Genomic DNA, 26,297 nt, shown 5'->3' with positions numbered 1-26,297 from the left:
GCTGGATTCCAGGGCGATGTAATGGTCGAGGTTGCCCATGGCCTCGGCAATGGCCTGCCGGATCTGGATGATCTGACCATATTCGTCGGGCGTGGCCTTGGACAGACCCTTCTCCCAGTCGGCCAGGATTACCGGTGGCAGCAGCGGTGCCGTTGCGATGGCCAGTGCCGGGATCAGTCCATGGCTGTCGCGGGTCAGGGCCTCGTCCAGCAGGCCTGGCAGACTGGCGCGGTCAGGGCCTGCCATCTGCTCCACAATGCGCGGCAGGATTTCACCGCCCCGCCAATAGACGGCCTGGATACGCCCGGAACTATCATCAATCCGATTGAACAGGGAACCGTGGCCGCTGATGAAACGGATCAGGCGTTGCGCCGCCATCAGGGGTGACAAGGGGGCAAGCTCGCGTTCGATACTGTCGACCAAGGCATCCAGATCGGCGGCCAGCGCGCGTTCCTTCTCCCACGGCACCATGGCCTTGGCGCGATCCAGGGCGGAAAGCCGCCGGTCGATGAGCTTGGCAACGGCGGTTGGTCCTTGGCCACCGGCCAACGCTGCCTTGACGCGCCGCGCGAAGGCGGGACTTTCCGCAGCCTCGTCCATAATCAGTTGCGCCAGCTTGTCCGCGCCCAGGGCTGCCAGCCCGGCCAGGGTCAAGGGGGAACGCGGCGCCATCATCATTCTCCGGCTGGATGTTCCTCCCCATATGGCAGAAACCATCTATGGAGCGCCAGCTTTCTGCTACCGCCGATCCCGCCGCCATTGCGATGGTGTTGTCCCTGTGGCCTTGTGGAAGTTGTTGGTGAAATGGCTGGGCGTGGCAAAGCCGAGCGCCATGGCGATATCCGTGATGGACAGGCCGGGATCAAGCAGCAGCGCTTTGGCGCGATGTAGCCGTCGCTGGGCAACATACCGCAAAGGGGGTATCCCCAGGCTAGCACGGAAGGCCCGGCCAAAATGGTCAGGGCTGAGATCAACCTCCGCTGCCATTCGTTCCAGGGTCAGATCGTCCTGGAGATGGGCGTCGATATAGGAAAGTATCCGGCGCTGGCGCGAAACGCCCAAGACGCCATTGATGGCCGGTGGCATGGGCTTGCTGCCGAAAATCTCCAGCAATCTCCCCGCCAGCAGCACGCAGGCCATTGTCATAAAAGCGGTGTGCGTCGGTCGTTCCAACCCGTCCTTGAGAATTTCGAGGATATGCCCAATCTTCGTATCCTGGATATCGAGCTGCGCCGGCATGCTGTCGAGAATATCGACAGTGCCCCCGCAGGCGGAACTGGTGATGAATCCGACCTCCAGGGCCACGATGAACACCGATTGCCGACCGGACCACGAGACCTGAATGATCCGTTCGGGTGGTGTCAGATGGATTTGTCCCGGTTGAACATTATGCTGCATTGCAGAAACCTGATCGACCGGATGCCACCGCAAAATAAAGGGTTGCCCGTCATGCTGGATCAGCGTCAGCTGTAGGGACCCAAGTTTTGCATCCGTGCATTCATCCAGAACATAACGCCCGATGACGTAGCCGTCGTGCCGGACACGACGCACCGATTGAATGCCACGGGGCAAACTGTCCGATTGGAAGTCTATGAAGCTGTGTATATCCATCAGAGTCTCCTTATATAGCTATACGATAATCTCCCTTCTTGTTTTGATTGATGGTCGCCGGCGCTAAAGGCGAAATTGAGGCTGATACAGGTAAATTCTATATAGACTGAATGCATATATTCTGGTGAGTTACCGCTTGTTTGTATTGTTCAATACTATGCACAAATTGCTTGTAAATTCATTGATTTGACGCTCACTAATTCAGCGGAATTTTGACAGTGATGCCGGTTTCGTGAAAGTTTGCCGGGGAAATCGTATCGATAATCATCGATGCAGCCAGCGTGGCAGTTGGCGGTTTTGTTCCACCGCTGTGCTTTATCGCGGCACAGCCTGTTGGGAGGTGGCAGCCCATGCAGAACAGGAACCCGGTTGACGCCGCATTATCTGTGCCGGACTGGCAGGATGCTGCGGCCTATCAATCATTACAGCACATGGACCGGCCCGGCTGGGCTTGGCAATGGCTGAGGCGGAATGGTGGTTTCAAAGAAGCGCTGAAATCCAGCACCTGCCTGACCAGCATCGATCGCATGGTGGTTAGGCTGGACGCCGAGGCACATACTCCAACCTGGGGGTTGATGTTTCGCCGACATTACCAGCGATGTCAAAGCCTACTGGCAACCCGCAGCATGCCCGTCAGTTCTTGCGGTCGCCGCAGAGCCAGCGAAAGCTGTGACGGCGACAGACGACCTGTTCGACCTGGAAGCGGTTCGGACCCTCGCAACCGTCGTCAAGGAACCTGATGGGGGCGAGCATCTGATGCTGTCGGATGACGTTCGGCATCTGCAGCTCCGGGTGATAGGGGGGACGCTTCTCGACGGCCCGGTCCGCCTCCGCTGCACGTTGACCGGGTTGCAGGAGATTGACCGCAAAGTGCTGTCCCTGCGCCGTTTGTGCCTGTGCTGCCGGTTGCGCCGAATGCCCCGCAGCCTGTACGCGCCAGAGCCCCAGGCTGGGCGCTGGATCGACAAACTACGGGCGGTGGATGCCGCCAACGCGGGCGCGTGCCAGCGTGACATCGCCGCCGCGCTCTTTGGGCAACGGCGTGTTGCCGCCGAATGGTCGCACGGATCCGATTGCCTGCGGCTGCGGGTCCAGCGACTCATCCGCGAGGGACGGCGGATGGTGCGGGGTGGCTACCGGGGTCTGCTGGCCTGACGGGCCAGAGTCAAAGGGCGGCGGGCGTGGGTGTCAGGGTCTGGGCGGGAGAAGGTCCCGCCCTATGACTGCAACCATGATGTGACGGAGGGCTTTGCCATGAAGCTGTTCAAGATCGTGCTGTCCGTGCTGGTACTGGTGGGCGTTGGCACGGGCGCTTTCATCTACTGGCCCCAGGGGCGGGTGGAACAGGAGGGACCGGCTACGGTCATCGCGGCCGATCTGATCGAGATTGCCGGTGTTCGCTACCGGCTGGCCGGGATCGTGGTGCCGTTGGCCGACCAGCAATGTTTGGACCGAAAGGGCCAGCCTTGGCCTTGTGGCCAGCAGGCGGTGGAAGGGTTGGGCAAGCTGGTCACCGGCACGCCGGTCCTTTGTCGCCCACGGCCGGGCAAGACCGACCTCTCCGATTGCTATGTCGGTGGCAAACATCTGTCGGAGCGTATGGTCTGGGCCGGTTGGGCCCTGGCCTGCCGCTATGGCACTGCCGATTTCAGCGCCTCGGAAAGCTCCCCCCGTTTTATGGTGGCTGGCCTGTGGCGGGGCGGGTTTGAGCCCCCGACACCGTTGGACCAATGTCCCCGGTGAGCGGGCAGAGTCAGAGGCAGGCTGGGCCTTCGTGACGGGTTGGGCTGGAGGAGTGGCCTTCGGCACCCGTCATGGAGAATTGCCATGACCCAGGTGGAAATCCTCGACAACCCCCGTGATGCCGCGCGCGGCTACAGGGTGGATGTGAACCGTGGCCAGCGTAACGGCCGGGTATCGTCGGAATGGTTCTCGCGGCCCGATGATGAACGGTTCCTGTCCCTGTCCGACCTGTATGCGTCGGTCAAGACGCGCACGGAGCGCAGCCGCACGCGTACCCTGGCCAGCGCTGATATACGGGTGGAGGCGCGCAGCGATGCGCCGGAACGGCTGTCGCTGTTGTTGCCGGGCGGTGAGCGCCCTGTGGCCCCCACCCATTGGAGCTTCGGGCAGTTGGCCGGGCTGGTGGGCGCACCCGCCGCCTATCTGCGGCAGCTACCGGCGGCGCTGGCCGGGATCAATCTGCAATATGGGCTGACATCGCATCGGGCGGAACAGGTCAAGACCCTGGAGATCGAAGTCGGCCGCGTCGAGCTGCGTGCCGTCACCGGCCCCGATTATGGCCGCATTTTTGATCATGAGCTGGTCGAGGCCGTGCAGCGCATTGCCGGCAATGGCACCGGGGATACGCGCTGGAAAGTGCCGGGTGTATTGGACTGGTCGACCGGAATCTATCATCCGCGCGTGGACATTACCCGCGATACGACCACGCTCTATGCCAGCGACCGCGATGTGTTCCTGTTCCTGGTCGATGACATGAACCCCATCGAGGCCGGGCGACTGCCCGATGGTTCGCCGGACCTTTACTTTCGGGGCTTCTATTGCTGGAACAGCGAGGTGGGCGCCAAGACCCTGGGCATGGCCAGTTTCTATCTGCGGGCCGTGTGTCAGAACCGGAACCTCTGGGGTGTCGAGGATTTCCAGGAAATCACCATCCGCCATTCCAAATATGCCGCCTCCCGCTTTGCCCATGAGGCGGCCCCCGCCCTGACGCGCTTTGCCAATTCCTCCCCCATGCCTTTCATCAACGGCATCAAGGCATCGCGTGAACAGATCGTTGCCCGCAGCGATGATGACCGCGAGGAGTTCCTGCGCAAGCGCGGCTTTTCCAAGGCCGAGACGGGCAAGATCATTGAAACCGTGTTGGCGGAACAGGGGCGCAAACCGGAGAGCATTTTTGACTTTGTGCAGGGCATCACGGCGGTGGCCCGCGACAAGCCGCACCAGGACGCGCGGCTGGATATGGAGGCCAGGGCCAAGAAGCTGCTGGACCGGGCTGCCTGACCGGCGGCGGGCACAGAGGCAGAGGAAGCTGGGGGCTTTGTGACGGGTGCCAGGGTGGGAGAGAGGCTTCCAACGGCCCGTCATGGAGAAAACCCATGGCCACCAAAGCTGCTGACAAGATCATCCTGAGCCGGTCCCAGGATATTCCCTTCAACAAGCTGGTCCTGTCCCAGGCCAATGTCCGCCGCGTCAAGGCGGGCGTGTCCATCGCCGATCTGGCCGAGGACATTGCCCGCCGGACTTTGCTGCAAAGCCTATCGGTGCGGGCGCAGGTTGACGGGGAGGGCAAGGAGACCGGGCTGTATGAGGTGCCGACCGGTGGGCGTCGCTACCGGGCGCTGGAACTGCTGGTCAAGCAGAAGCGTCTGGCCCGCAACGCCCCCATCCCCTGTGTCATCCGCACCGAAGGGCTGGGTGAGGAGGACAGCCTGGCGGAGAACCTGCAACGGGTGGCGCTGCACCCGCTGGATCAGTTCCGCGCCTTCCAGACCCTGATGGACAAAGGCCTCAGCGAAGAAGACATCGCCGCGCGCTTCTTTGTCACCCCGGCGGTGGTGAAACAGCGTCTGCGCTTGGCGTCTGTCTCGCCCAAGCTGCTGGAGATCTATGCCGACGATGGCATGAATCTCGACATGCTGATGGCCTTCAGCGTCAGCGACAGCCATGAGCGGCAGGAACAGGTCTGGGCATCGCTGACCCAGCCCTGGCAGAAGGAGCCCTACCACATCCGCCGCGCCCTGACGGCCAGCAGCATTCCAGCCTATGACAAGCGTGCGCGCTTTGTCGGGCTGGATGCCTATATCGCCGCCGGTGGCCCGATCATGCGCGACCTGTTCACGCCGGATGACGGTGGCTGGCTGGGTGATGTGCCGCTGCTGGAACGGCTGGTCACGGAAAAGCTCGCCAAGGCCGCCGAGGCGGTGATGGCGGAGGGCTGGAAATGGGTCGAGGTGAATGTCGATTTCCTCTATGGCCATACCGTCGGTCAGCGCCGCCTGAAGGCAGAGATCATCCCCCGGACGGATGAGGAGGAGGCGCGGTACGCCGAGCTTTCCGCCGAATATGAACGGCTGGCCGAAGAGCATGATACGGGCGAGGACATCCCTGAAGAGGTCGACCAACGGCTGTCGGCCCTGTCGGCTGAAATCGCCCAGTTGGAGGAGCGGCCTGAGCGTTTTGACCCGGAGGAGATGGCACGGGCCGGCTGCTATGTCCGTGTGAACGCCGAAGGCGAATTGCGGGTGGAGCGCGGCTTCGTTCGCCGCGAAGATGAACCGCCGGTGGAGGAGGTGATCCCGGAGGGTAGCACGCCGGAATGCGATGTCTCCCAACCTGCTGCTGCCCATGCTGCCTATACCGGCACCAGTGTCAGCCAGGAGCCGGAACCCGAGGATGAGGGCATGAAGCCCCTGTCCGACCGGCTGGTGATGGAACTCACCACCCATCGCACCCTGGCCCTGCGGGATGCGCTGGCGCGGGATCCCGACACGGCGTTCTTGGCCGTGCTGCATGTGTTGTGTCTGGAGACCTTCTATCCCGGCGCCTATGCCAGTTGCCTGGAAATCAGCGCCCGCGGCACGGTACCGGTGCTCCAGGAACCCAGCCTGCGCGACTGTGCCGCCGCCACCGCCATCGTGGACCGGCATGAGAACTGGCGGCAGCAGATGCCGGCGCGGGCCACCGAGCTGTGGGATGTGCTGGTGGGGTTCGATGCCGACAGCCGGTCTGCCCTGTTTGCCCATTGCGTGGCGGGCACGGTGAATGCCGTGCATGAGAACTGGAACCGCCACAATGGCCGCCTGAACCATGCCGATACGCTGGCCGGGGTGCTGGACCTGGATATGGCCGCCGCCGGTTGGGTGCCGACCGTGGACAATTTCCTGGGCCGTGTCACCAAGGCCCGCATCCTGGAAGCCGTCCGGGAAGCGAAGGGGACAGACGCGGCCCAGCGCGTCGAACATTTGAAGAAGCCTGTCATGGCGGCCCACGCGCAGGAACTGCTGGCGGGCACGGGATGGCTGCCGGAACTGCTGCGCAAGCCGGCGCACCCGAAGGGAGAAATCCCCAGCCCGGCGGACAACACCGCAGCAGAGACCCATGCCGACCTGCCCGTCGCGGCGGAATAACCCGACACCATCCACCCTTGGCCCGGCCACAGTGCCGGGCCTTTCCTATGGGGAGGTGTCCCATGGAAAGTGCTGGCGATTTGTCCCGTCGTTTGGCAAGCGAGGCCGAAGTCATCTGCCGCCAGTTTTTGCCGAACGGTCGGCGGCAGGGGCGCTATTGGCTGGTTGGTGATGTCCGGGGCCATCGCGGGCGCAGCCTTTATGTCCGTCTGACCGGTCCCCGTGCCGGGTCCTGGACTGATGCCGCCACGGGGGAGCATGGTGACCTGCTGGACCTGATCGCCCTAAATCTTGGCCTGTCCCTGCGAGATGCCATGGCGGAGGCACGGGCGGTTCTGCGTCTGCCGCTGCCGATCAGCGTAACCGTCGCCACTGCGATGGCACCCGCCGGCTCGCCCGAGGCTTGCCGCCGTCTGTTTGCCGCCAGCAAGCCTTTGCCGGGCACCGTGGCAGAACGCTATCTGGCCAGGCGCGGTATTGTCCTGACTTACCCTGAACCGGCGCTGCGCTTTCATCCGCGCTGCCATCGTTGGGAGCCGTCCGGCACCATCAGCCTGCCCGCCTTGATCGCCGCCGTCACCGACGATGGCGGCCACCTTACGGGCTTGCACCGGACTTGGTTAAATCCCAACGGGGATAAGGCCGCACTGGATGATCCCCGCCGAGCGATGGGTCATCTGCTGGGAAATGGCGTGTGCTTTGGCCCCGTTGGCCCCGTCATGGCGGCGGGGGAGGGGCTGGAAACGATGCTGTCGCTGCGTCAGTCCCTGCCCTTGTTGCCAGCCGTTGCAGCCTTGTCCGCAGCACATCTCGCCGCCTGGACTTTTCCAGCGCTGCTGCGCCGGCTCTATGTCGTCTGCGATGCCGATCCGGCGGGGGAATGGGCTTTTGCCCGTCTGTTGTCGCGCGGCCATGCAACCCCGTTGACAGTCCTACCCCTCCGGCCCAGGCGGGATGACCTCAACAGCGACCTGATGGCCTACGGGCTGCCGGCGCTGCGGGAATGGCTCGTCCCGCAACTGGCCGAGGGCGATGCAGCCTCCTTCCTGCCCGGCAGTTAGACCACTGGCAACCGCCGCGTTGGGGCGGGAATGGTGCCTGATTGTCGCACAGCATGATTACGCCACCGGCAGGAGCGGGCCGCGGGGAGGCGGCCTTCCAGGTTGGGGATCTGCCAGGGTCGCCCGGCCCCGCAACGGCCAGAGGCCGTCCTCCGCTGGCGCTGCGGCCCGCAAGGGGTGCGGGGCCGGGCTTAACCCTGGTGGGCGCTCCCCAGGAAGGCCGCGACCGGCGCGGCCCACAAGTCCGGTGACCGCCATGCTGAACCGCCGCACGACATCCCCATACAACGCCACCGACGGCCTCGTCGATGCCGCCCCGTCCGCCCATCTGCTGGAAGAATTGCAGCTCTACGGCTATCGCCCCTTCCAGGACGAGCCCGACCCGCGCCCTTTGCCCGAGGCCGATCAGGCCAGGGCCGAGATCGGTGCTTGCTTGGAGACCCTGGCCGGGCTGCTGACCGGCACCCGGTTGGAGGATGACCTGGACGACCTGCTCTGGGCCTGCGTCAATGTCTTCCACCGCCGCATCGGCAGCCTGGAGCGCGACCTTGATGCCAACGAACAGGCCCAGCAGCGCAGCCAGACCGAACAGGACGGCTCGGAAATCCGTTCCGTCGAGTTGGAACGCCTCACCGCCGAAGGGTTGGGCCTGATCGAACGCCGCAACGCCTTCGAGTTCTTCCGCGACGCCGCCGCCGAGATGTACGAGGCCCTGATCGGCTCCACCTGGCGCCCGCGCCAGGGCTCCCAGCTGAACCATCGCGCCCTGACGGCTGCGATCATCGACAGCCGCGACCATATCGCCGCCCGCCGCCATGCCGACACCAACCTGCTGCTGCCCCCCGGCCCCAAGGTGGCTTTCACCGGCGGGGTGGAGTGCAACGATGTCGACCGCATCTGGGCAGCGCTGGACAAGGTCCATGCCAAGCACCCCGACATGGTCCTGCTGCATGGCGGCAGCCCGAAGGGCGCCGAACGCATCGCCGCCTGCTGGGCCGAGAACCGTCGCGTTCCCCAGATCGTCTACAAGCCCGATTGGGCCCGCCACAAGAAGGCCGCCCCCTTCCGTCGCAACGACCAGATCCTGGAAACCTTACCCATCGGCCTCATCGCCTTTCCAGGTTCCGGCATCACCCAGAACCTCACCGACAAGGCCCGCAACATGGGCGTGCCCGTCTGGCGGTTCGGGGAGGGGGGGTGAGGCTCACATATGAACGTTTCCTGCGATCAATCGCCTTGGATAGCCGCTGGAGCTAACGCCCGGCTCATTCGTTGCGGCTATGGAAATCGGCATGTACGGTGTTGTAAAGTCCGGGCTGCCAGCAAGGCTTATAGAGAATGGTTGGCGAAAGTTATAGGTTGATGTGTCTAGGATTTATCCGTCGGTTGCAGTCCAACGCTGGTGGATATATCGAATAGTATCAGCGATCGCGTAATTTGCCCATGGTCCCGTTCCAATCCGAAATGCATAGGCAGTGAATTTTCCAATGGTAACGAATAAAGCTGAACGTAACCTTGAAGAGGAGTTGGTCGCCAAGCTGCGTGACCTTAAGTATGAATATCGTCCTGACATTCGAGATCGTGACAAGCTGGAAGAGAACTTCAGGAAGAAGTTCGAGCAACTGAATCGCGTCACGCTCACTGACGGTGAATTTCAGCGTCTTCTGGATGAGATCGTTACACCAGACGTTTTCGCGGCGTCGCGTATCTTGCGCGAGCGCAATAACTTTACTCGCGACGATGGGACGCCGCTGAATTATACCCTGGTAAATATCAGGGACTGGTGCAAAAACTCCTTCGAGGTGGTCAACCAGCTCCGCATCAATACGGACAACAGCCACCATCGCTATGACGTCATTCTCCTGATCAACGGCGTGCCGGTCGTTCAGATTGAACTGAAGACCCTTGGCATAAGCCCGCGTCGCGCCATGGAGCAAATCGTCGAATACAAGAACGATCCAGGGAACGGGTACACCAAGACGATCTTGTGCTTTCTTCAGCTCTTCATCGTCAGCAACCGCGATCAGACGTTTTATTTTGCGAATAACAATGCACGCCATTTCGCCTTCAATGCCGAGGAGCGCTTTCTGCCGGTCTACGAATTTGCCGATGTAGACAACAAGAAGATCGTCCATCTCGACAGCTTCGCTGAGACGTTCCTTGTCAAGTGCACCCTCGGCCAGACGATCAGCCGCTACATGGTGCTGGTGGCCAGTGAGCAGAAGCTCCTGATGATGCGGCCCTATCAGGTCTACGCGGTGAAGGCGATTGTCGACTCCATCGCCCAGGACTGCGGCAACGGCTACATTTGGCACACAACAGGCAGCGGCAAGACGCTGACGTCCTTTAAGGCATCTACGCTACTGAAGGACAATCCCGATATTGAAAAATGCCTCTTCGTCGTTGACCGCAAGGACCTCGACCGGCAGACGCGCGAGGAGTTCAACAAGTTCCAGGAAGGTTGCGTCGAGGAAAACACCAACACCGCTTCCCTCGTCCGGCGCCTTCTCTCCGATGACTATGCCGACAAGGTAATCGTCTGCACTATCCAGAAGCTGGGCCTTGCGCTGGATGAAAACAGCAAGCGCAACAAGCAGCAGAAGAAGGATGGCCGGAAGAGCTTCAAGGAACAGTTGGAGCCCCTGCGCAACAAGCGCATCGCTTTCATCTTTGACGAGTGCCACCGCTCGCAGTTTGGCGAGAATCACAAGGCTATCAAGGAATTCTTTCCACGCGCTCAGCTCTTCGGCTTCACCGGGACGCCGATCTTCGATGAGAACGCTGCGCAGCAGAAAATCGAGGACACCCAGGCCAGTATGAAGACGACGGAAGACCTCTTCCAGAAGCGGCTTCACACCTACACGATCACGAACGCCATTGAGGATGGAAACGTCCTGCGGTTCCATGTCGATTACTTCAAGCCGCAAGGCAAAACCGTGCCAAAGCCGGGCGAGCCGCTGGCCAAGCGGGCGGTCATCGAGGCGATCCTGTCAAAGCACGACGCGGCCACCGGGCAGCGCCGGTTCAATGCCTTGCTTGCCACCTCGTCGATCAACGATGCCATCGAGTATCATGCACTGTTCAAGACCGTTCAGGCAGAGAAGCAAGCTGCCGATCCCAGCTTCCGTCCGCTGAGTATCGCCTGCGTTTTCTCTCCGCCTGCTGAGGGCGACCCAGATGTGAAGCAGATTCAGGAAGACCTACCGACGGAGAAGGAAGACAACACTGTCGAACCAGAGCAAAAGAAGGAGGCCCTGAAGGCCATCCTCGCGGACTACAACGCCAGCTACGGCACAAACCACAAAATCAGTGAGTTCGACCTGTATTACCAGGACGTGCAGAAGCGGATCAAGGATCAGCAATGGCCTGAGGCCGACCTACGGAAGGCTTATCCAAATCAGTTGCACCACAAGATCGATATCACGATTGTCGTCGACATGCTGCTAACCGGCTTTGACTCCAAGTTCCTGAACACCCTCTATGTTGACAAGAACCTGAAGCACCACGGCCTGATCCAGGCATTCTCCCGCACCAACCGGGTACTGAACGCCACCAAGCCCTATGGCAACATTCTTGATTTCCGTCAGCAGCAGGGCGCCGTCGATGCCGCCATCGCCCTATTCTCCGGCGAGGCCGCCGCCGAAAAGGCCCGCGAAATCTGGCTGGTCGACAAGGCCCCCGTGGTCATCCAGAAGCTGGAAACCGCCGTCCAGAAGCTTGAAACATTTATGACCTCGCAGGGCCTCGACTGTGCGCCCGACGAGGTCCCCAATCTTAAGGGCGATGCCGCCCGTGCAGCCTTCATCGAGCATTTCAAGGAGGTCCAGCGGCTCAAGACCCAGCTTGACCAATATACCGACTTGACCCCCGAAAACGCCGCCACGATCGAACAGATCCTGCCGCGTGACAATCTGCTCGGCTTTCGCGGGGCCTATCTGGAAACCGCACAGCGTCTGCGTGCCCAGCAGGGCAAAGGGACGGAAATGCCGACGCCCGAAGCCGACCAGTTAGATTTTGAATTCGTCCTCTTCGCCTCGTCCGTCATTGACTATGACTACATCATGGGCCTGATCACCCGCTATTCCGAGGCGACACCCAGCACGCAGAAGATGAGCCGTGAAGAGCTGATCGGCCTGATCCAGTCCGATGCCAAGTTCATGGACGAGCGTGAGGATATCGCGGCCTATATCGCCACGTTGAAGGCCGGTGAGGGGTTGAGTGAGCGGGTCATCCGCGACGGTTATAGCCAATTCAAGGCGGAAAAGAACGCGGCGGAACTGGCAGGAATCGCGGGCAAGCATGGGCTGGCCACGCGGGCGCTGCAAGGCTTCGTCGATACCATCCTGCAACGCATGATTTTTGACGGTGAGGCGCTGACAGACTTGATGGAGCCCCTTGGCCTGAACTGGAAGGCGCGGCGAGTCAAAGAACTGGAGCTAATGGGTGATCTGTTGCCGCTGCTGCTGAAGCGCGCGGGCGGGCGCGAGATTTCGGGGTTAAGCGCTTATGAGCAGTAAGGGGAAATCATCTGCCGCAACGGGCGGTGGGGCTGCGTTGGTGCCGAAGCTGCGCTTTTCGGAGTTCCGGGATGCACCGGCATGGGCACCGGTAAGCCTACGAAAAGCATCCGTTCCGGTTGAAGGGCGTGTCGGCGAAAGGAAGCTCACTTCGGTTAGTATTTCGGCCGGTATCGGATTTGTGCCTCAAGCGGAGAAGTTCGGGCGCGATATCTCGGGTAATCAGTATCAGCGCTACACGCTGGTTCGAGATGGCGACTTTGTCTTCAACAAAGGCAATTCTCTCAAGTTTCCGCAGGGATGCATCTATCTTCTGGAAGACTGGGGTGAGGTCGCAGCCCCGAACGTGTTCATCGCCTTCCGGCTGAAGGGAGGTTATTCGAACGGGTTTTTTCAGAATTGCTTTGAGCAGAACCAGCATGGGATGCGGCTTAAGAAGCACATTACCAGCGGTGCGCGCAGCAACGGACTGCTGAATATCAGCAAGGAGACCTTCTTCGGCATCGAAATCCCAGCACCGAGCCTGGCGGAGCAACAAAAGATTGCCGACTGTCTGCATTCTGCGGATGCGCTGATTGAGGTGCAGGGGCGTAAGGTAGAGGCGCTCAAGGCCCACAAGAAGGGCCTGATGCAGCAGCTTTTCCCCCAGGAAGGCGAAACCCAACCCCGCCTCCGGTTTCCCGAGTTTGTGGAGGCGGGGAAGTGGATTAGATCGACAATCGGTGAATTCAAACCATTTATTACGAGTGGTTCCAGGGGCTGGGCTGCGTTTTACGCAAACAAGGGCGACTTGTTCGTTCGGATTACAAATCTTTGGCGCGACTCTATCTATTTGGATTTGAGTGACGCAAAATTCGTTCAGCGACCAACTGATGCAGGTGAAGGGACTCGTACCCAGCTAAAGAAAGATGACGTGTTGATTTCAATTACGGCCGATATCGGAATTATTGGCTACGTGGACGAAAGTATACCGTCACCGGCGTTTATTAATCAGCATATAGCTTTAGTTCGTTTCGAAGAAGACCAATTGTGCAGCAAGTTTGTCGCATACTTTCTCGCTTCAGACGGAGCCCAACGGCTCTTTCGAGCGTCGACTGACAATGGAACAAAGGCAGGAATGAATTTGACCGGCATTCAAAAGATTGCTCTCTTGATTCCTCCCATTCCCGAACAACAACGAATCGCCGACTGCCTCACCTCCCTCGATGACCTCATCGCCGCGGAAATCCGGAAGCTCGACATGCTAAAGACCCACAAGAAGGGGCTAATGCAGCAGCTTTTCCCCCAGCTTGGGGAAGATTAACCCATGCCCGATGCCACCTTCGATGATTTACCTGCATTGGCACAGCACCTGCGGGACGAGCTTGAGGCGAAGAAGTCTGTTCTGATCTATGCCTACAACGGCACCGGTAAGACCAGGTTGTCGACCGCATTCAAGAACCTCGGAAAGGTGGTAAATGCTGATGGAGAAACCACGGCGCAGGACACGCTCTACTTCAACGCGTTCACCGAAGACCTGTTCCTCTGGGACAACGATCTGGAGAATGATCGGGCACGATTGTTGAAGATCAACAGCAACTCGCGCTTTTTTGCAGGCCTTGGTGAACTGGAGATGGACAACCGTATCCGCCCCCTGCTGAACCGCTATGCAGATTTCGACTTCAAGATCGACACAACAGAATGGGCGGTCAGATTTTCGCGCGTCGTGGAAACGGCGGGCACCACTGCCACGGTTGACGACATCAAAGTTTCCCGCGGTGAAGAGAATATCTTCATCTGGTGTTTTTTCTTGGCCATCGTTCAACTCGTCCTTGATGAGGCAGAGGCATATAAGTGGGTCCGATACATCTACATTGATGACCCGATCTCTTCACTTGATGAATCAAACGCTGTGATGGTCGCCCATCACCTTGCCCAGATGTTGAAGGACGCGCCGAGCCGAATCCGTGTGATTGTGTCGTCGCATCACGTCCTGTTCTTCAACGTTCTCTGCAACGAGATGAAGAAGCCGCGAATGTACTTCCTGACCCGGCAAAGGCAGGCGGGCAGGCAGACTTTCAGGGTCCAAGAGACCGACAGCACGCCATTCCTGTACCATCTGGCGTCATTGGTTGAGATGCATCAGGCGCAGAAGTCCGGGGCGCTCTATACGCATCACTTCAACATGTTGCGCCGAGTGATGGAGCAGACCGCCGCCTTCTTCGGCTATTCCAAATGGCATGAATGCATCAAGCCTGAAGCCGACGATCCGAACGAGACAGTTTACAAACGAGTCATCGATCTGATGAGCCATGGCGACTATTCATTGTATGAACCACGAGAGATGATGCAAGAGAACAAGGAACACTTCAGCAGGTTGCTGAAGCAGTTCATAACACTGCATCCGTTCAGCCCCGCATTGTTCCCAGAGGATGCACAGGAAACATAATGAACGATCAAATCCAAAAGCAACTGGGCAAGACGCTCTGGAACATCGCCGATCAGCTGCGCGGGGCGATGAACGCGGACGATTTCCGCGATTACATGCTGTCCTTCCTGTTTTTGCGCTACCTCTCGTACAACTACGAGGCAGCGGCGAAGCGGGAATTGGGGTCGGACTACCCCGTTCTGCCGGACGACGGGCAGGAACGCTCAGGGCCGAGCACGCCACTGCAAGCGTGGTACCAGGATAATCCAGATGACGTGGCCGAGTTCGAAAAGCAGATGCGCCGTAAGGTGCATTATGTGATCAAGCCACCCTATCTGTGGAACAACATCGCCCATCTGGCGCGTACGCAAAGCGATGAATTGCTGCTGACGCTCCACGACGGCTTCAAACACATTGAAAATGAGTCCTTCAGCAGCACCTTCGGCGGCTTGTTCTCGGAGGTCAATCTTTACTCGGAAAAGCTGGGCAAGACGCAGACGGAGAAGAACAAGAAGCTCTGTTCCGTCATTGCCGAGATTGCCAAGGGACTGGCTGAGTTCTCGTCCGAAGTGGATCAACTGGGCGATGCCTATGAATATCTGATCGGCCAATTCGCTGCCGGGTCCGGCAAGAAGGCGGGTGAGTTCTACACACCGCAGCAGATTTCCGATATCCTGTCGGCGATCGTGACGCTGGACAGCCAGGAACCCTCTACGGGGAAAAAGGATCGCCTTGCCAGCGTTCTGGACTTCGCCTGCGGCTCCGGCTCGCTTCTGCTCAATGTTCGCAAGCGCATGGGGCCACACGGCATTGGCAAGATTTTTGGCCAGGAAAGCAACATCACGACCTACAACCTTGCCCGCATGAACATGCTGCTGCATGGAGTGAAGGACACAGAGTTCGAGATTTTCCACGGCGACACGCTGGCCAATGACTGGGACATGCTGCGGGAATTGAACCCCGCCAAAAAGCCTGCCTTTGACGCCATCGTGGCCAACCCGCCCTTCAGCTTGCGGTGGGAACCGACCGACGCGATGGCCGACGATGTGCGGTTCAAGAATTACGGGCTCGCTCCGAAGTCTGCCGCAGACTTCGCCTTCCTGCTGCACGGATTCCACTATCTGAAGGATGACGGCGTGATGGCCATCATCTTGCCCCATGGCGTGCTGTTCAGAGGGGGGGCGGAGGAGCGCATCCGCACCAAGCTGCTCAAGGATGGGCACATTGACACCGTCATCGGCTTGCCCGCGAACCTGTTTTATTCGACCGGCATCCCGGTCTGTATCCTTGTGCTGAAGAAGTGCAAGAAGCCCGATGATGTGCTTTTCATCAACGCGGCGGAGCATTTCACGAAGGGTAAACGCCAGAACCAGCTCACGGACGACCATATCGGTAAGATCATCGAAACCTACCAGTTCCGGAAAGAGGAAGACCGCTATTCCAAGCGCGTGAGCATGGAGCAGATCGCTGCGGAGGGCTACAACCTCAACATCTCGCGATACATCAGCACGGCTGTGGGCGAGGAAGAAATTGACCTGGCGGCCACGCAGCAGGAGTTGGTCGATATCGAAAAGCAGATTCGGGAAGCGACGTCCAAGCACAATGCTTTCTTGAGAGAACTCGGCCTTCCCCCGTTGCCGGGAGCCGATTGAACCCTACCTGCGCCGCTTGCTTCGGTGCCGGTTGTGTGCAGCTTGGGGCAAGTGGGTGGCGCCTTGAAGCTTGCACTCTGTTCGGCACGTTGCACTTCCCGATTGCCAGTCGCCAAAGAGCCGGTGACGCGGTCAATGGACGGCTTTGCGCTCGGTCGTTGCGGTGGTGCTGGGCTGTTGGTCGCAGAAAGCCCCAGAGCCGGCTGGGTTCGGTGGATTACGCCTTTGCAGACGGCCACGCTTCTCCGTTTCGCCGTGCAATCACAGCCCCATCCCCGCTGTCCTCCTGTTGGCGTAGAGCCCGCGGTGCCCGCGCCAACCCTGGGGATGGGAGAAAATTTCCCCTGCCGAAACCACCCCGCCTATGGGGCGGGACCCCGGTTTCGGCATTCCGCGCGGAACAAATTTTCTCCACCCCAGGGTCCTCCACCTTGTTCCGGCCCTTCGCTTTGCTCGGGTGGCGCTGGTCACCTTTGCGGTCTCTGACGCCGGGGACATCGCGGGGATAGTCCCGCGACCGCAGCGTAGGAGACAGATCATGGCCATCACCCTCGGCACCTTCACCAAGCTCGACGACGGCAGCTTCTCGGGCATCCTCAAGACCCTGAACGTCACCGCTTCGCTCACCATCGTTCCGGTGACCAAGCTGTCCGACAATGCCCCTGACCACCGCGTCTTTGCTGGCAACGGCCAGCGCTACGAGGTCGGTGCCGGCTGGTCCCAGGTCGCCAAGTCCAGCGGCGAAACCTACCTGAATCTCAAGGTGGCAGCTCCGGAGTTCGGTCCCCACTGGGTGCGTGCCCGCCTCGTCAAGCTGGAACATCCGGCCGATGACGGCACCACCCACATCGCCCTTTGGGAGCCCCGCGACCGCTGATCCCCGCCTTCTCCGCCCCGTTCCGGCACCGCCGGGACGGGGCTTTTCGCCTGTTCAGGCGTGGGGGATCGAAATCGTAGGGGCCCGGTTTCCGAGCGTCCGCAACCACGCCCCCGTTCGCCATGCTCGCCCCATCTGCGGCGATCCCCGCCGCTGTCACCCGAGGAGCGGTGAAATGGAGGATGAGGTCAATCGGGCCGCAAAAGCCCGCAAAGGCAGCCCGTTTCTCAACACGGCGCAGGCTGCCTTCTATATCGGCCTGTCGCATCGGACGCTGGAAAAGATCCGCCTGACGGGCGGTGGCCCGCGCTTTCGCAAGCACGGGCGCTATGTCCGCTACCACATTGATGACCTGGATGCCTGGTCATTGGGGGAACGGCGTGACAGCACGTCGGACAAGGGGGATGCGTCATGAATTGCGCTCCCCCTTCGTCACGGAAATCGTCGGGCCGTACCATTCGCCGCCGCTTATCACGGGCGTCACGTCGCCGGGCATTGCTGCTGGTAGGCGTAGCCCTGACGGCGCTGGGCCTTTCGGTATTGGTACGGCCAGCGCCGCTCCTGGTCTGGAACAACAGCGCGTCAGCGCCCCTTGGGCTTTATCTGGTGCTGCCGGAGATCCGCCTTCGTCCTGGCGATTTGGCCCTGGTAACACCGCCGGCGAGCATTGCCGACATGGCGGCCCGCAGGGGTTATCTGCCGCGCGAAGTGCCACTGATCAAGCAGGTGGCGGCCATGGGCGGGGATCATGTTTGTGCCCAAGGCGATGTCATCACCGTCAATGGCGATGCGGTCGCCGTGCGTCAGAAGGCGGACAGCGCAGGCCGTCCGTTGCCCTGGTGGCAGGGCTGTCGGGTGCTGTCGCCGGGAGAAATCCTGTTCCTGATGCCAGCAGCGCAGTCCCTGGATGGCCGCTATTTCGGGCCGCTGTCGTCGGTGCATGTCATCGGTCGGCTGGTGCCACTATGGTTGCGCTGAGGGTAGTTGTGCTGGCATTGGTGCTGATCATTATGCCGACAGTTGAGGCGACGGATGCCCCGGCATACGATGCCGAAATCACCGCCGCCGCCCGTCGTTTCGACTTGCCACAGGACTGGATCAAGGCCGTCATCGAAGCGGAAAGCGGCGGCGATGCCAATGCCGTATCGGTCAAGGGCGCGCTGGGCCTGATGCAGTTGATGCCGGACACCTGGGCCGAATTGCGCGACCGATATGGCATCCGGGGCGGTGTCCTGGACCCTGTCGCCAACATCATGGCGGGCACCGCGTACCTTGCCGAAATGCGCGACCGCTTCGGCTATCCCGGCCTTTTCGCAGCCTATAATGCCGGGCCAGCGCGTTATGAAGCGCATCTACTGGATGGTGTGCCGCTACCAGCCGAAACCCGCACCTATCTGGCGAAAATGGACGCCGGGTTGGGATTGAACACAGGCGGCCCCGGCGGGCTGTTCGTGCTGCTGAACAGCTCTGACAGCCGATTGTTTGCGCCCTTGTCCAAGGCTGGGAGCACGGGGCGATAGCGGGTTGAGCAGGGTACTTCATCTCAGTCCGCCCATCGTACCAGCCGGGGAGCGGACCCCATCAAGGATGCGCGGTCCCCCCAAAATGCTGTGCATTTTGGTTCCCCCGCGCCCCGCCTTGCGGCGCCTGCGGCGTCCTTGACCGGCCCCGCTTCGGCTGATGCCAGGCGCTGTCCTCGATGAGGAGGACGATAGCGATGGAGCAGATCATGGTGACCGAGACGACCGCAACGATCCGTGGAACCGATGCCTACTGGCGTCAACGCCGAATGGCCTTTGCCCTTATTGAAAGTCTGGAGCAGGCCATCCGCATCCGCAATCAGGCACCGATCTATGTCGGATCAGCCGATGATCCGGTGGAGAATACCGCGCCATGGGACAGGGTGTGTCAGCTCCAGGATCGGGCCTCTCAGAACCCTCTGGTCCTGGAGACCTTGGCCGCCCGGAAGCGGCTGATGCTGCTGACGGCATAGCATGACGGGAGCGGTGTCCATCGGATGCCGCTCCCTTTTCTGGAGGCCTCCGGCATCCCTGATCTGGCCCCTGCATGGGCGGGGGAGGGGTTTCTCATCTCGGTCCGCCCATCGTACCAGCCGGGCAGCGGGACCCGTCAAGGATGCGCGGTCCCCCCAAAATGCCGCGCATTTTGGCTCCCCCGCGCCCCGCTTCGCGGCGCCTTCGGCGTCCTTGACCGGCCCCTCTCCGGCTGGACGGGAACCTCGTCCTCGATCAGGAGGACGCCAGCCAAGGAGGTTCCCATGTCGTTCATTGCAGCGCATCCCCAGGCCGCGATCGACCGTTTCGACGCCCTTGTCGATGACGTCCGGACCGAGTTCGGCAGCGACGGATTGATGGCCAATGTCGAGCGCTTCATTACTGCCGAACGTCCCGAATTCATCTGGGATGGCCGCTTCCAGGAGCATTATCTGGGCGAATGGATGGGCGACGATGACGGTACAGAAGGCCTTTACTGCATCCTGATCCTAAGCCATTTCCGCGGTGAATTCATCGTCGCCAGCTGTGTTGTGGATGGCGATGAACGTCTGCATTCCATGACCCGTCAGCGTGCCTATGCCACGCGCGACGCCGCTGAGAAGGCCTTCCAGAGCGCCATCGGTCGATAGTCGGCGCTGATCCGGGAGCGGCGGTTCAGGCCGTCGCTCCCTTTTTTCAGCATGAGAGCGTAGGAGGGCGTGGATAAGCGCGGGTGCTGACCAGGGGCGCTGTAGGGCAAGATAAAACGGTGGCACCAGCGCCCCCGTAACCCTCTGTCTGCACATCCTTTTTGGGGCCTTGCGGTGGCGCCAAGGCGACGGGACCGGCACCATTCTGGCACCAACCCCGCCCACGACCGCTTTGCCAGCTTCGGAACGGGGGAGACCGCGATGTTCGGCGATGATCATGATTTCCGCCCCCGCTTGGGCCGTATGCGCAGCGCCTCCGGGCGACGAGGTAAACGCTTCCTCAACCGGGTGCTGGCGGCGACTGTCCTGGCCAGGGGCGGGCCGCTGAGTTTCACCCGCCGGTCCGGCCGCTTCGATGGCAGCCGCATCGGGCGCGGTGCCGGTGCGGGCCGGGTGCTGGCCTCGCGCGACCAGTTTTCAGCATTGCGGCAGCGCCGCGTGATCATCAAATCCCGGATCGTCAAACTGGCGGGCAAGGGCATGGCCGGTGCCCGTGCCCATCTGCGCTATATCCAGCGCGATGGCGTGACCCGTGAAGGACAGGCGGGTCAGCTCTATGGTGCCGACCAGGACAAACTGGACGGACGGGCGTTCCTTGACCGTGCTGGCGGCGACCGCCACCAGTTCCGCTTCATCGTCTCGGCGGAGGATGGCGACCAATATGATGACCTGAAGCCCCTGGTTCGCCGCCTGATGGCGCAGATGGAACAGGACCTGGATACTCGGCTCGATTGGGTGGCGGTCGACCACCATAATACAGGTCATCCGCACAGCCACATCATCGTCAGGGGCAAAGACGATCGCGGCAAGGACCTGATCATCGCGCGGGAATATCTGGCCCAGGGCATGCGCGAGCGGGCCGCCGAGATCGTCAGCCTGGACCTAGGTCCCCGCACCGACCTGGAGGTCCAGGAAAAGCTGCGCCGGGAGGTGGAACAGGAGCGGTTCACCAGCCTGGACCGGCGTCTGCTGCGGGACCGGGGGCCGGATCAACTCGTGTCAGGCAGCGACCAGGACCCGTTTCAGCAGGCCCTGCGTACAGGCCGTCTGCGCAAGCTGGAGCGGTTGGGTCTGGCCGAGGACTTAGGCGCGGGCCAATGGCGGCTCGACCCTGACCTGGAAACCACCCTGCGCCGCATGGGTGAGCGCGGCGATATCATCATGACTCTGCATCGGGAACTGGCCGCGCAGAACCTGACCTGTGCGCCAAGCGACCTGATCATCCATGATCCCGATGCTGCCAACGCTCCGCCCATCACAGGCCGTGTCATCGCCCGTGGCCTGTCGGACGAGGTGAATGACCGCCACTATCTGATCATCGACGCCACCGATGGTCACACCCGCTATGTCGATATCGGCAAGGGTGACGCCACGGAGCCAACGCCAGTGGGGAGCATCCTGCACGTGGAACCGCATGCCACGGCCCCGCGCCCCCTGGATCGGCGCATCATGGAGATCGCCAAGGCCAACAATGGCCGATACAGCATCGATATCCACCTGCGCCACGATCCCACGGCCAGCGAAACCTTTGCCGACACCCATGTCCGACGGCTGGAGGCGATGCGCCGTCTGACCAACGCCGTCAGCCGCGAGCCGGACGGCACTTGGATCATCCAACCCGACCACCTGGACCGCGTCGCCGACTATGAACGCACCCAGGCCCGCTTCAACCCGGTCACCGTCCGGGTGCTGTCCACCTTGCCACTGGATCAGCAGATAACCACCGACGGTGCCACCTGGCTGGATCGCGAGTTGGTCGCCCCAAAACCAGCGCCCCTGCGCGATGCTGGTTTCGGTCGTGAAGTCCGCGAGGCCCAGGACCGCCGTCGGCAATGGCTGATGGTCGAGGATCTGGCCCGTGAGCAACAGGGCCGAACCTTCTATCGTGCCGACCTGCTGGCCACCCTGCGTCGGCGGGAACTGCTGCGCTTGGCTGGCCAACTGTCCGACGAACTGGGCCTCCCCTATGCCAACCTCTCCCGTGGCCAACCCGTCGAGGGCACCTACCGCCGGACGGTGACCCTTGCCAGCGAAAAGCTGGCCCTGATCGAACGCAGTCGTGACTTCACCCTGGTGCCCTGGCGACCCGTGCTGGACCGGCATATCGGGCAGCCTGTGTCGGGGATCGTCAGCGGCGATGGTGTGACCTGGAACTTTGGGCGGCAGCGACCCGGGCCGACAGTTGGTTAATGGTCTGGGAAACTGCTGGGGTGGGCGGTTTCTGCCCCAACGGCGACCGGTTTTGCTGGAAGCAACAGCGTGGATCGGTGAATGCCGGCCTGCTGGGCGTGCAGGCCGTGTTTTTTGCGAGTGGCGTAGTAGCAGGGCGTATGTGAGCGGGATTTTTCATTCCACGCGTCGCATTCATCATCCGAGGGGTTCTGCTCTCGGAGGCCCCCATGACCCCCACCAAACTGTTGATCGGCCAGGTCCTGGTCGTGTTCGCCATCGTGATCCTGGGCGTCTGGGCGGCGACGCAATGGGCAGCTGCAATGCTGGGCTATCAGGCGCAGCTCGGGCCCGCCTGGACCGTCATCGCCGGTTGGCCCCTCTATCGACCCTGGCAGTTGTTCGAGTGGTGGTATTGGTACGAGGCCTATGCGCCGCAGGTGTTCGACAAGGCCGGCATGCTGGCCGGGGCCAGTGGCTTCATGGGCTGTGCTGCTGCCATCATCGGATCGCTGTGGCGCGCCCGGCAGACCCGGATGGTCACGACCTATGGTTCCTCACGCTGGGCGACCCGCCGGGAGGTGGAGGGGGCGGGGCTGTTTCGGCCGGCGGGGGTCTTTCTGGGGCGGTTGGGGGGCCGGTATCTGCGACATGATGGGCCGGAACATGTCATGGCCTTTGCGCCCACCCGGTCGGGCAAGGGCGTGGGGCTGGTGGTGCCGACGCTGCTGTCCTGGACAGGATCGGCAGTGATCCATGACATTAAGGGCGAGAACTGGCAGCTGACGGCGGGGTGGCGGGCGCGCTTCTCGCACAGCCTGCTGTTCAACCCCACCGACCCGCGCTCGGCGCGATACAATCCGCTGCTGGAGGTGCGCAAGGGGCCGGATGAGGTCCGTGATGTCCAGAACATTGCCGACATCCTGGTCGATCCAGAGGGAGCGCTTGAGCGTCGGAACCATTGGGAGAAAACCTCCCACAGCCTGTTGGTTGGTGCCATCCTGCATGTGCTCTATGCCGAGGAGGACAAGACTTTGGCCCGCGTGGCCACCTTCCTGTCCGATCCCAGGCGCAGCTTTGCCCATACCTTGCGGCGGATGATGGCGACCAACCATCTGGGCACGCCCGACAAGCCCATCGTCCATCCCGTCGTCGCGTCTGCGGCGCGGGAGGTGCTGAACAAGTCGGAGAATGAGCGGTCGGGCGTGCTGTCCACCGCCATGTCATTCCTGGGCCTCTACCGCGATCCCACAGTGGCGGCCACGACATCGGCCTGTGACTGGCGGATTGCCGATCTGGTGGATGCGCCGCAACCAGTGTCACTCTATCTCGTGATCCCGCCATCGGACATTTCCCGCACCAAGCCGCTGGTCCGATTGGTTCTGAACCAGATCGGGCGGCGGTTGACCGAGCGGCTGGAGGGTGACCCGGCCAAGCGGCGGCGGCACCAGTTGCTGATGATGCTGGATGAGTTCCCAGCCTTGGGGCGGCTGGATTTCTTCGAGACGGCACTGGCCTTCATGGCGGGCTACGGTATCCGCGCCTATCTGATCGCCCAGAGCCTGAACCAGATCTCCAAGGCCTATGGCGAGAACAATGCCATCCTCGACAATTGCCATGTCCGCATCGCCTTCAGCAGCAATGATGAGCGCACGGCCAAACGCATCTCGGATGCGCTGGGCACGGCGACGGAACAGCGGGCGCAGCGCAACTATGCCGGCCACCGGCTGGCCCCCTGGCTGTCCCATGTCATGGTCAGTCGGCAGGAGACGGCGCGGCCCCTGCTGACACCGGGCGAGGTGATGCAGTTGCCGCCGACGGATCAGCTGGTGCTGGTGTCTGGCTTGTCCCCAATCCGCGCCCGCAAGCTGCGCTATTACGAGGACCGGAACTTCACGGAGCGGGTGTTGCCGGCTCCAACCCTGTCGGACGGTCCCTATGCAGATTGTCCCCCGGCCCGATCCGACGATTGGGGCGGACAGGTGCGCGGCATGGATCAGCGGCTTGCGGAGGATGGCGAGGATACCGCCCTGGAAGAACTGACCGAGGGTGGCCTACAGCAGCAGCGTCATCCGGGGCTGCCCGAGGAGGGGGTGGCCAGACCGGTCGACCCTGACGGTGCTGACCTGTTTGGGTCTGCTGATGACGAGACGGATGTGGCGGCTGATAAACGCGCCATGGACCGTTTGTCGAATGTCGCTCGTGCCCATGCGATCAACGGAGGATCGCGGGACGACCTGCTGCCCAACTTCTGACCGTGGTGGGATGGGCGATGCCCGCTGTCTGGGGCATCGCCATCAGGATCAGCCGTTCAGCACATCCTTCAGCGCCTTGGCCGGCGCGAACTTGGCCTTGGTCTGGGCGGCGATGGTGGTCGGTGCCCCCGTCTGCGGGTTGCGGCCCTGACGTTCCGGCACCTGCTGGGCCGTGAACTTGCCAAAGCCCGCCAGATTGATCTCCTTGCCATCCTTCAGGCCGGTGGCAATGGCCCCCAGGATACGCTCCACGGCTTCCTTGCTGCTGACCTTGGTGCTGCCTGTGACCTCAGCCACGATGGCGGCCAGGTCGTCCTTGCTGATTTTTTCCGTCATCTCTCGTCCCGTTCTGCATTGCCGGCACCAACAGAGTGCCCGATTTCCAAGCCTTTACCCTGAATGATCGGCGTCTGACCAGTTACCAGGATGGACAGGGGCAGATCGCGCAAGGGCGTAGGTAACGGCCATAAGAGATTCCGCCGCTCTGTCCCACGCTCGGCACCAACATTTTCGTTGTTGGAGCCGGGCCATGAAACCTCGCCATCACCTCTATCTCGATGATGAGCTGTCGACCCAGCTTGAGGCCCTGGCCGCCAAGCCGGGCACGACCAAGTCCGCCATCGTTGCCGATGCGCTGCGCCAGTACCTGACCCGGCGAGGGGCCAATGGCATCGAGGAGGCCTTGCGCATCCGCCTGGATCGGCAGGGGCGGCAATTGGAGCGGATTGAACGTGATGTGCAGGTGCTGCTGGAAAGCCTGGCGCTTTATGTCCGCTACCAACTGACCGTTACGGCCCCGGTACCGGAACCTGACCGGGCCGCCCATGCCGTGGGCAAGGAGCGGTTCCAGAAATTCATCGACCAGGTGGGCCGCCAGATGGCTGCCCCCACCCGCACCCTGTCCGCCAGCCGGGAGGGCACAGCATGAGCCCCAAGCGCGAGGCGGACGAACGCCGCCATTCCATGCTGCGCACCGCCCTGGGGCCGGACATCGCCACTGCCCTAGATGATCCTGCCGTCACAGAGGTGATGGTCAATCCCGATGGCATGCTACGCCTGGAACGGGCTGGGCAGGGGATTGCTGCTACTGGCATGCAGGTTCCGCCGGAGGAGGTGGAAAGGTTGATCCGGCTGGTAGCCTCGCATGTCGGTGCCGAAACCCATGCCGACCGGCCTATCCTATCGGCGGAACTGCCAACAGGTGAGCGGTTCGAGGGGTTGCTGCCCCCCGTGGTAACCGCCCCCTGCTTTGTCATCCGCAAACCGGCGGCGCGCATCCTAACCCTGGCCGACTATGTTGCCGACGGCATCCTCTCGCTCTTGCAGGCCGATGCCCTGCGCCGGGCTGTGCGGGCGCGCCGCAACATCCTGGTGGCGGGCGGCACCGCGTCTGGCAAGACCACGCTGACCAACGCCCTGCTGGCAGAACTGGCCGAGACCACTGAACGGCTGGTGCTGATCGAGGATACGCGCGAGCTGCAATGTGCTGCACCTGACTGTGTAGCGCTGCGCACCCGACCGGGCGTGGTCAGCTTGCGCGATCTGGTGCGCTCCACCCTGCGGCTGCGGCCCGATCGGATCATTGTCGGGGAGGTCCGGGGCGGGGAGGCGCTGGACCTGCTCAAGGCCTGGAACACCGGCCATCCCGGCGGCATCGCCACCCTGCATGCGAACTCCGCCCAGGCCGCCCTCTATCGGCTGGAACAGTTGGCGCAGGAGGCGGTCGTCACCGTGCCCCGCCGCCTGATCGCCGAGGCGGTAGACCTGATCGTCCATATCCAATCCCGTGGCGGTCAGCGTCGGGTGGATGCCATCGCCCGCACCGACGGGCTCGACGCCCATGGCGATTACCGGATCGTCACCATGGGTCCGGCCGACCTTCAACAGCTTTGAC

24 protein-coding genes (1 of these 24 only partly in view) are annotated in these 26,297 nt (G+C 61.8%); 21 read left to right on the top strand and 3 right to left on the bottom strand.

Going from position 1 to position 26,297, the window contains the following annotated elements:
• Positions 1-678, bottom strand: the 5' portion of a protein-coding gene (locus tag ABC729_RS12325; RefSeq protein ID WP_495607863.1) for a DUF6880 family protein. 717 nt of this gene lie to the left of the window's left edge; only the first 678 of its 1,395 coding nucleotides appear in the window; its start codon is at positions 676-678; its stop codon lies beyond the left edge, outside the window.
• 60 nt (positions 679-738) lie between these two features.
• Positions 739-1,611: a helix-turn-helix domain-containing protein gene (locus tag ABC729_RS12320; RefSeq protein WP_495607862.1), complete on the bottom strand. Its 873-nt coding sequence runs from the start codon at positions 1,609-1,611 to the stop codon at positions 739-741.
• A 350-nt stretch (positions 1,612-1,961) separates the two neighbouring features.
• Between ABC729_RS12320 and ABC729_RS12315 the strand changes: the two genes are divergently transcribed.
• From ABC729_RS12315 to ABC729_RS12225, 19 genes are all read left to right on the top strand, one after another.
• Complete coding sequence (locus ABC729_RS12315; RefSeq protein WP_495607861.1) at positions 1,962-2,351, top strand: transcriptional regulator domain-containing protein; 390 nt, start codon at positions 1,962-1,964, stop codon at positions 2,349-2,351.
• Positions 2,281-2,766 (top strand): DNA -binding domain-containing protein, encoded by a 486-nt coding sequence (locus tag ABC729_RS12310; protein ID WP_495607860.1) that lies wholly within the window; start codon positions 2,281-2,283, stop codon positions 2,764-2,766. The genes ABC729_RS12315 and ABC729_RS12310 overlap by 71 nt, the downstream gene beginning before the upstream one ends.
• Before the next feature lie 99 nt (positions 2,767-2,865).
• On the top strand, positions 2,866-3,354 hold the full coding sequence (locus ABC729_RS12305) for a thermonuclease family protein (protein WP_495607859.1): 489 nt from the start codon (positions 2,866-2,868) through the stop codon (positions 3,352-3,354).
• Between the two features lie 84 nt (positions 3,355-3,438).
• Positions 3,439-4,635, top strand: coding sequence for a DUF932 domain-containing protein (locus ABC729_RS12300; RefSeq protein ID WP_495607858.1), 1,197 nt, complete (start codon positions 3,439-3,441; stop codon positions 4,633-4,635).
• Between the two features lie 95 nt (positions 4,636-4,730).
• Positions 4,731-6,761 carry a ParB/RepB/Spo0J family partition protein gene (locus ABC729_RS12295; RefSeq protein WP_495607857.1) on the top strand — a complete coding sequence of 677 codons (2,031 nt, stop codon included), beginning with the start codon at positions 4,731-4,733 and terminating at the stop codon, positions 6,759-6,761.
• 62 nt (positions 6,762-6,823) lie between these two features.
• On the top strand, positions 6,824-7,822 hold the full coding sequence (locus tag ABC729_RS12290) for a DUF7146 domain-containing protein (protein WP_495607856.1): 999 nt from the start codon (positions 6,824-6,826) through the stop codon (positions 7,820-7,822).
• A 256-nt stretch (positions 7,823-8,078) separates the two neighbouring features.
• The gene (locus ABC729_RS12285) at positions 8,079-9,023 is read left to right on the top strand and encodes a DUF2493 domain-containing protein (protein WP_495607855.1); all 945 of its coding nucleotides are present in this window, start codon (positions 8,079-8,081) and stop codon (positions 9,021-9,023) included.
• Between the two features lie 286 nt (positions 9,024-9,309).
• A complete protein-coding gene (locus ABC729_RS12280) occupies positions 9,310-12,339 on the top strand; it encodes a type I restriction endonuclease subunit R (protein WP_495607854.1) in 3,030 nt (1,009 codons plus the stop codon).
• Positions 12,329-13,642, top strand: a complete 1,314-nt coding sequence (locus ABC729_RS12275; RefSeq protein WP_495607853.1) for a restriction endonuclease subunit S — start codon at positions 12,329-12,331, stop codon at positions 13,640-13,642. Before ABC729_RS12280 ends, ABC729_RS12275 begins: the two co-directional genes overlap by 11 nt.
• Before the next feature lie 3 nt (positions 13,643-13,645).
• Positions 13,646-14,767, top strand: a complete 1,122-nt coding sequence (locus tag ABC729_RS12270; RefSeq protein WP_495607852.1) for an AAA family ATPase — start codon at positions 13,646-13,648, stop codon at positions 14,765-14,767.
• Positions 14,767-16,398, top strand: coding sequence for a type I restriction-modification system subunit M (locus ABC729_RS12265; protein ID WP_495607851.1), 1,632 nt, complete (start codon positions 14,767-14,769; stop codon positions 16,396-16,398). The genes ABC729_RS12270 and ABC729_RS12265 overlap by 1 nt, the downstream gene beginning before the upstream one ends.
• Before the next feature lie 538 nt (positions 16,399-16,936).
• Positions 16,937-17,275: a DUF736 domain-containing protein gene (locus ABC729_RS12260; protein WP_495607850.1), complete on the top strand. Its 339-nt coding sequence runs from the start codon at positions 16,937-16,939 to the stop codon at positions 17,273-17,275.
• A 175-nt stretch (positions 17,276-17,450) separates the two neighbouring features.
• Complete coding sequence (locus ABC729_RS12255) at positions 17,451-17,690, top strand: helix-turn-helix transcriptional regulator (RefSeq protein WP_495607849.1); 240 nt, start codon at positions 17,451-17,453, stop codon at positions 17,688-17,690.
• On the top strand, positions 17,687-18,253 hold the full coding sequence (locus tag ABC729_RS12250) for a S26 family signal peptidase (protein WP_495607848.1): 567 nt from the start codon (positions 17,687-17,689) through the stop codon (positions 18,251-18,253). The genes ABC729_RS12255 and ABC729_RS12250 overlap by 4 nt, the downstream gene beginning before the upstream one ends.
• The gene (locus tag ABC729_RS12245; RefSeq protein ID WP_495607847.1) at positions 18,241-18,795 is read left to right on the top strand and encodes a lytic transglycosylase domain-containing protein; all 555 of its coding nucleotides are present in this window, start codon (positions 18,241-18,243) and stop codon (positions 18,793-18,795) included. The genes ABC729_RS12250 and ABC729_RS12245 overlap by 13 nt, the downstream gene beginning before the upstream one ends.
• Before the next feature lie 209 nt (positions 18,796-19,004).
• On the top strand, positions 19,005-19,268 hold the full coding sequence (locus ABC729_RS12240) for a hypothetical protein (RefSeq protein WP_495607846.1): 264 nt from the start codon (positions 19,005-19,007) through the stop codon (positions 19,266-19,268).
• A gap of 285 nt (positions 19,269-19,553) precedes the next feature.
• Positions 19,554-19,919: a hypothetical protein gene (locus ABC729_RS12235; protein WP_495607845.1), complete on the top strand. Its 366-nt coding sequence runs from the start codon at positions 19,554-19,556 to the stop codon at positions 19,917-19,919.
• Positions 19,920-20,180: 261 nt separating this feature from the next.
• A complete protein-coding gene (gene rlxS / locus ABC729_RS12230) occupies positions 20,181-22,169 on the top strand; it encodes a relaxase/mobilization nuclease RlxS (protein ID WP_495607844.1) in 1,989 nt (662 codons plus the stop codon).
• 209 nt (positions 22,170-22,378) lie between these two features.
• Complete coding sequence (locus ABC729_RS12225) at positions 22,379-24,403, top strand: conjugal transfer protein TraG (RefSeq protein WP_495607843.1); 2,025 nt, start codon at positions 22,379-22,381, stop codon at positions 24,401-24,403.
• Between the two features lie 48 nt (positions 24,404-24,451).
• On the opposite strand, the gene ABC729_RS12220 is transcribed toward ABC729_RS12225, so the two are convergent.
• The gene (locus ABC729_RS12220; protein WP_495607842.1) at positions 24,452-24,739 is read right to left on the bottom strand and encodes an HU family DNA-binding protein; all 288 of its coding nucleotides are present in this window, start codon (positions 24,737-24,739) and stop codon (positions 24,452-24,454) included.
• Between the two features lie 193 nt (positions 24,740-24,932).
• On the opposite strand from ABC729_RS12220, the gene ABC729_RS12215 reads away from it, so the two are divergent.
• Entirely contained in the window at positions 24,933-25,331 is a 399-nt protein-coding gene (locus tag ABC729_RS12215) for a ribbon-helix-helix domain-containing protein (protein ID WP_495607841.1), read from the top strand.
• Entirely contained in the window at positions 25,328-26,296 is a 969-nt protein-coding gene (trbB, locus tag ABC729_RS12210) for a P-type conjugative transfer ATPase TrbB (RefSeq protein WP_495607840.1), read from the top strand. Before ABC729_RS12215 ends, trbB begins: the two co-directional genes overlap by 4 nt.
• Position 26,297 lies beyond the last annotated feature (1 nt).

It is taken from the genome of Niveispirillum sp. CC-CTL257, from assembly GCF_059489915.1.
Note: the sequence above shows the minus strand (reverse complement) of the source record. Positions and strands in the feature narration are given on the sequence as shown.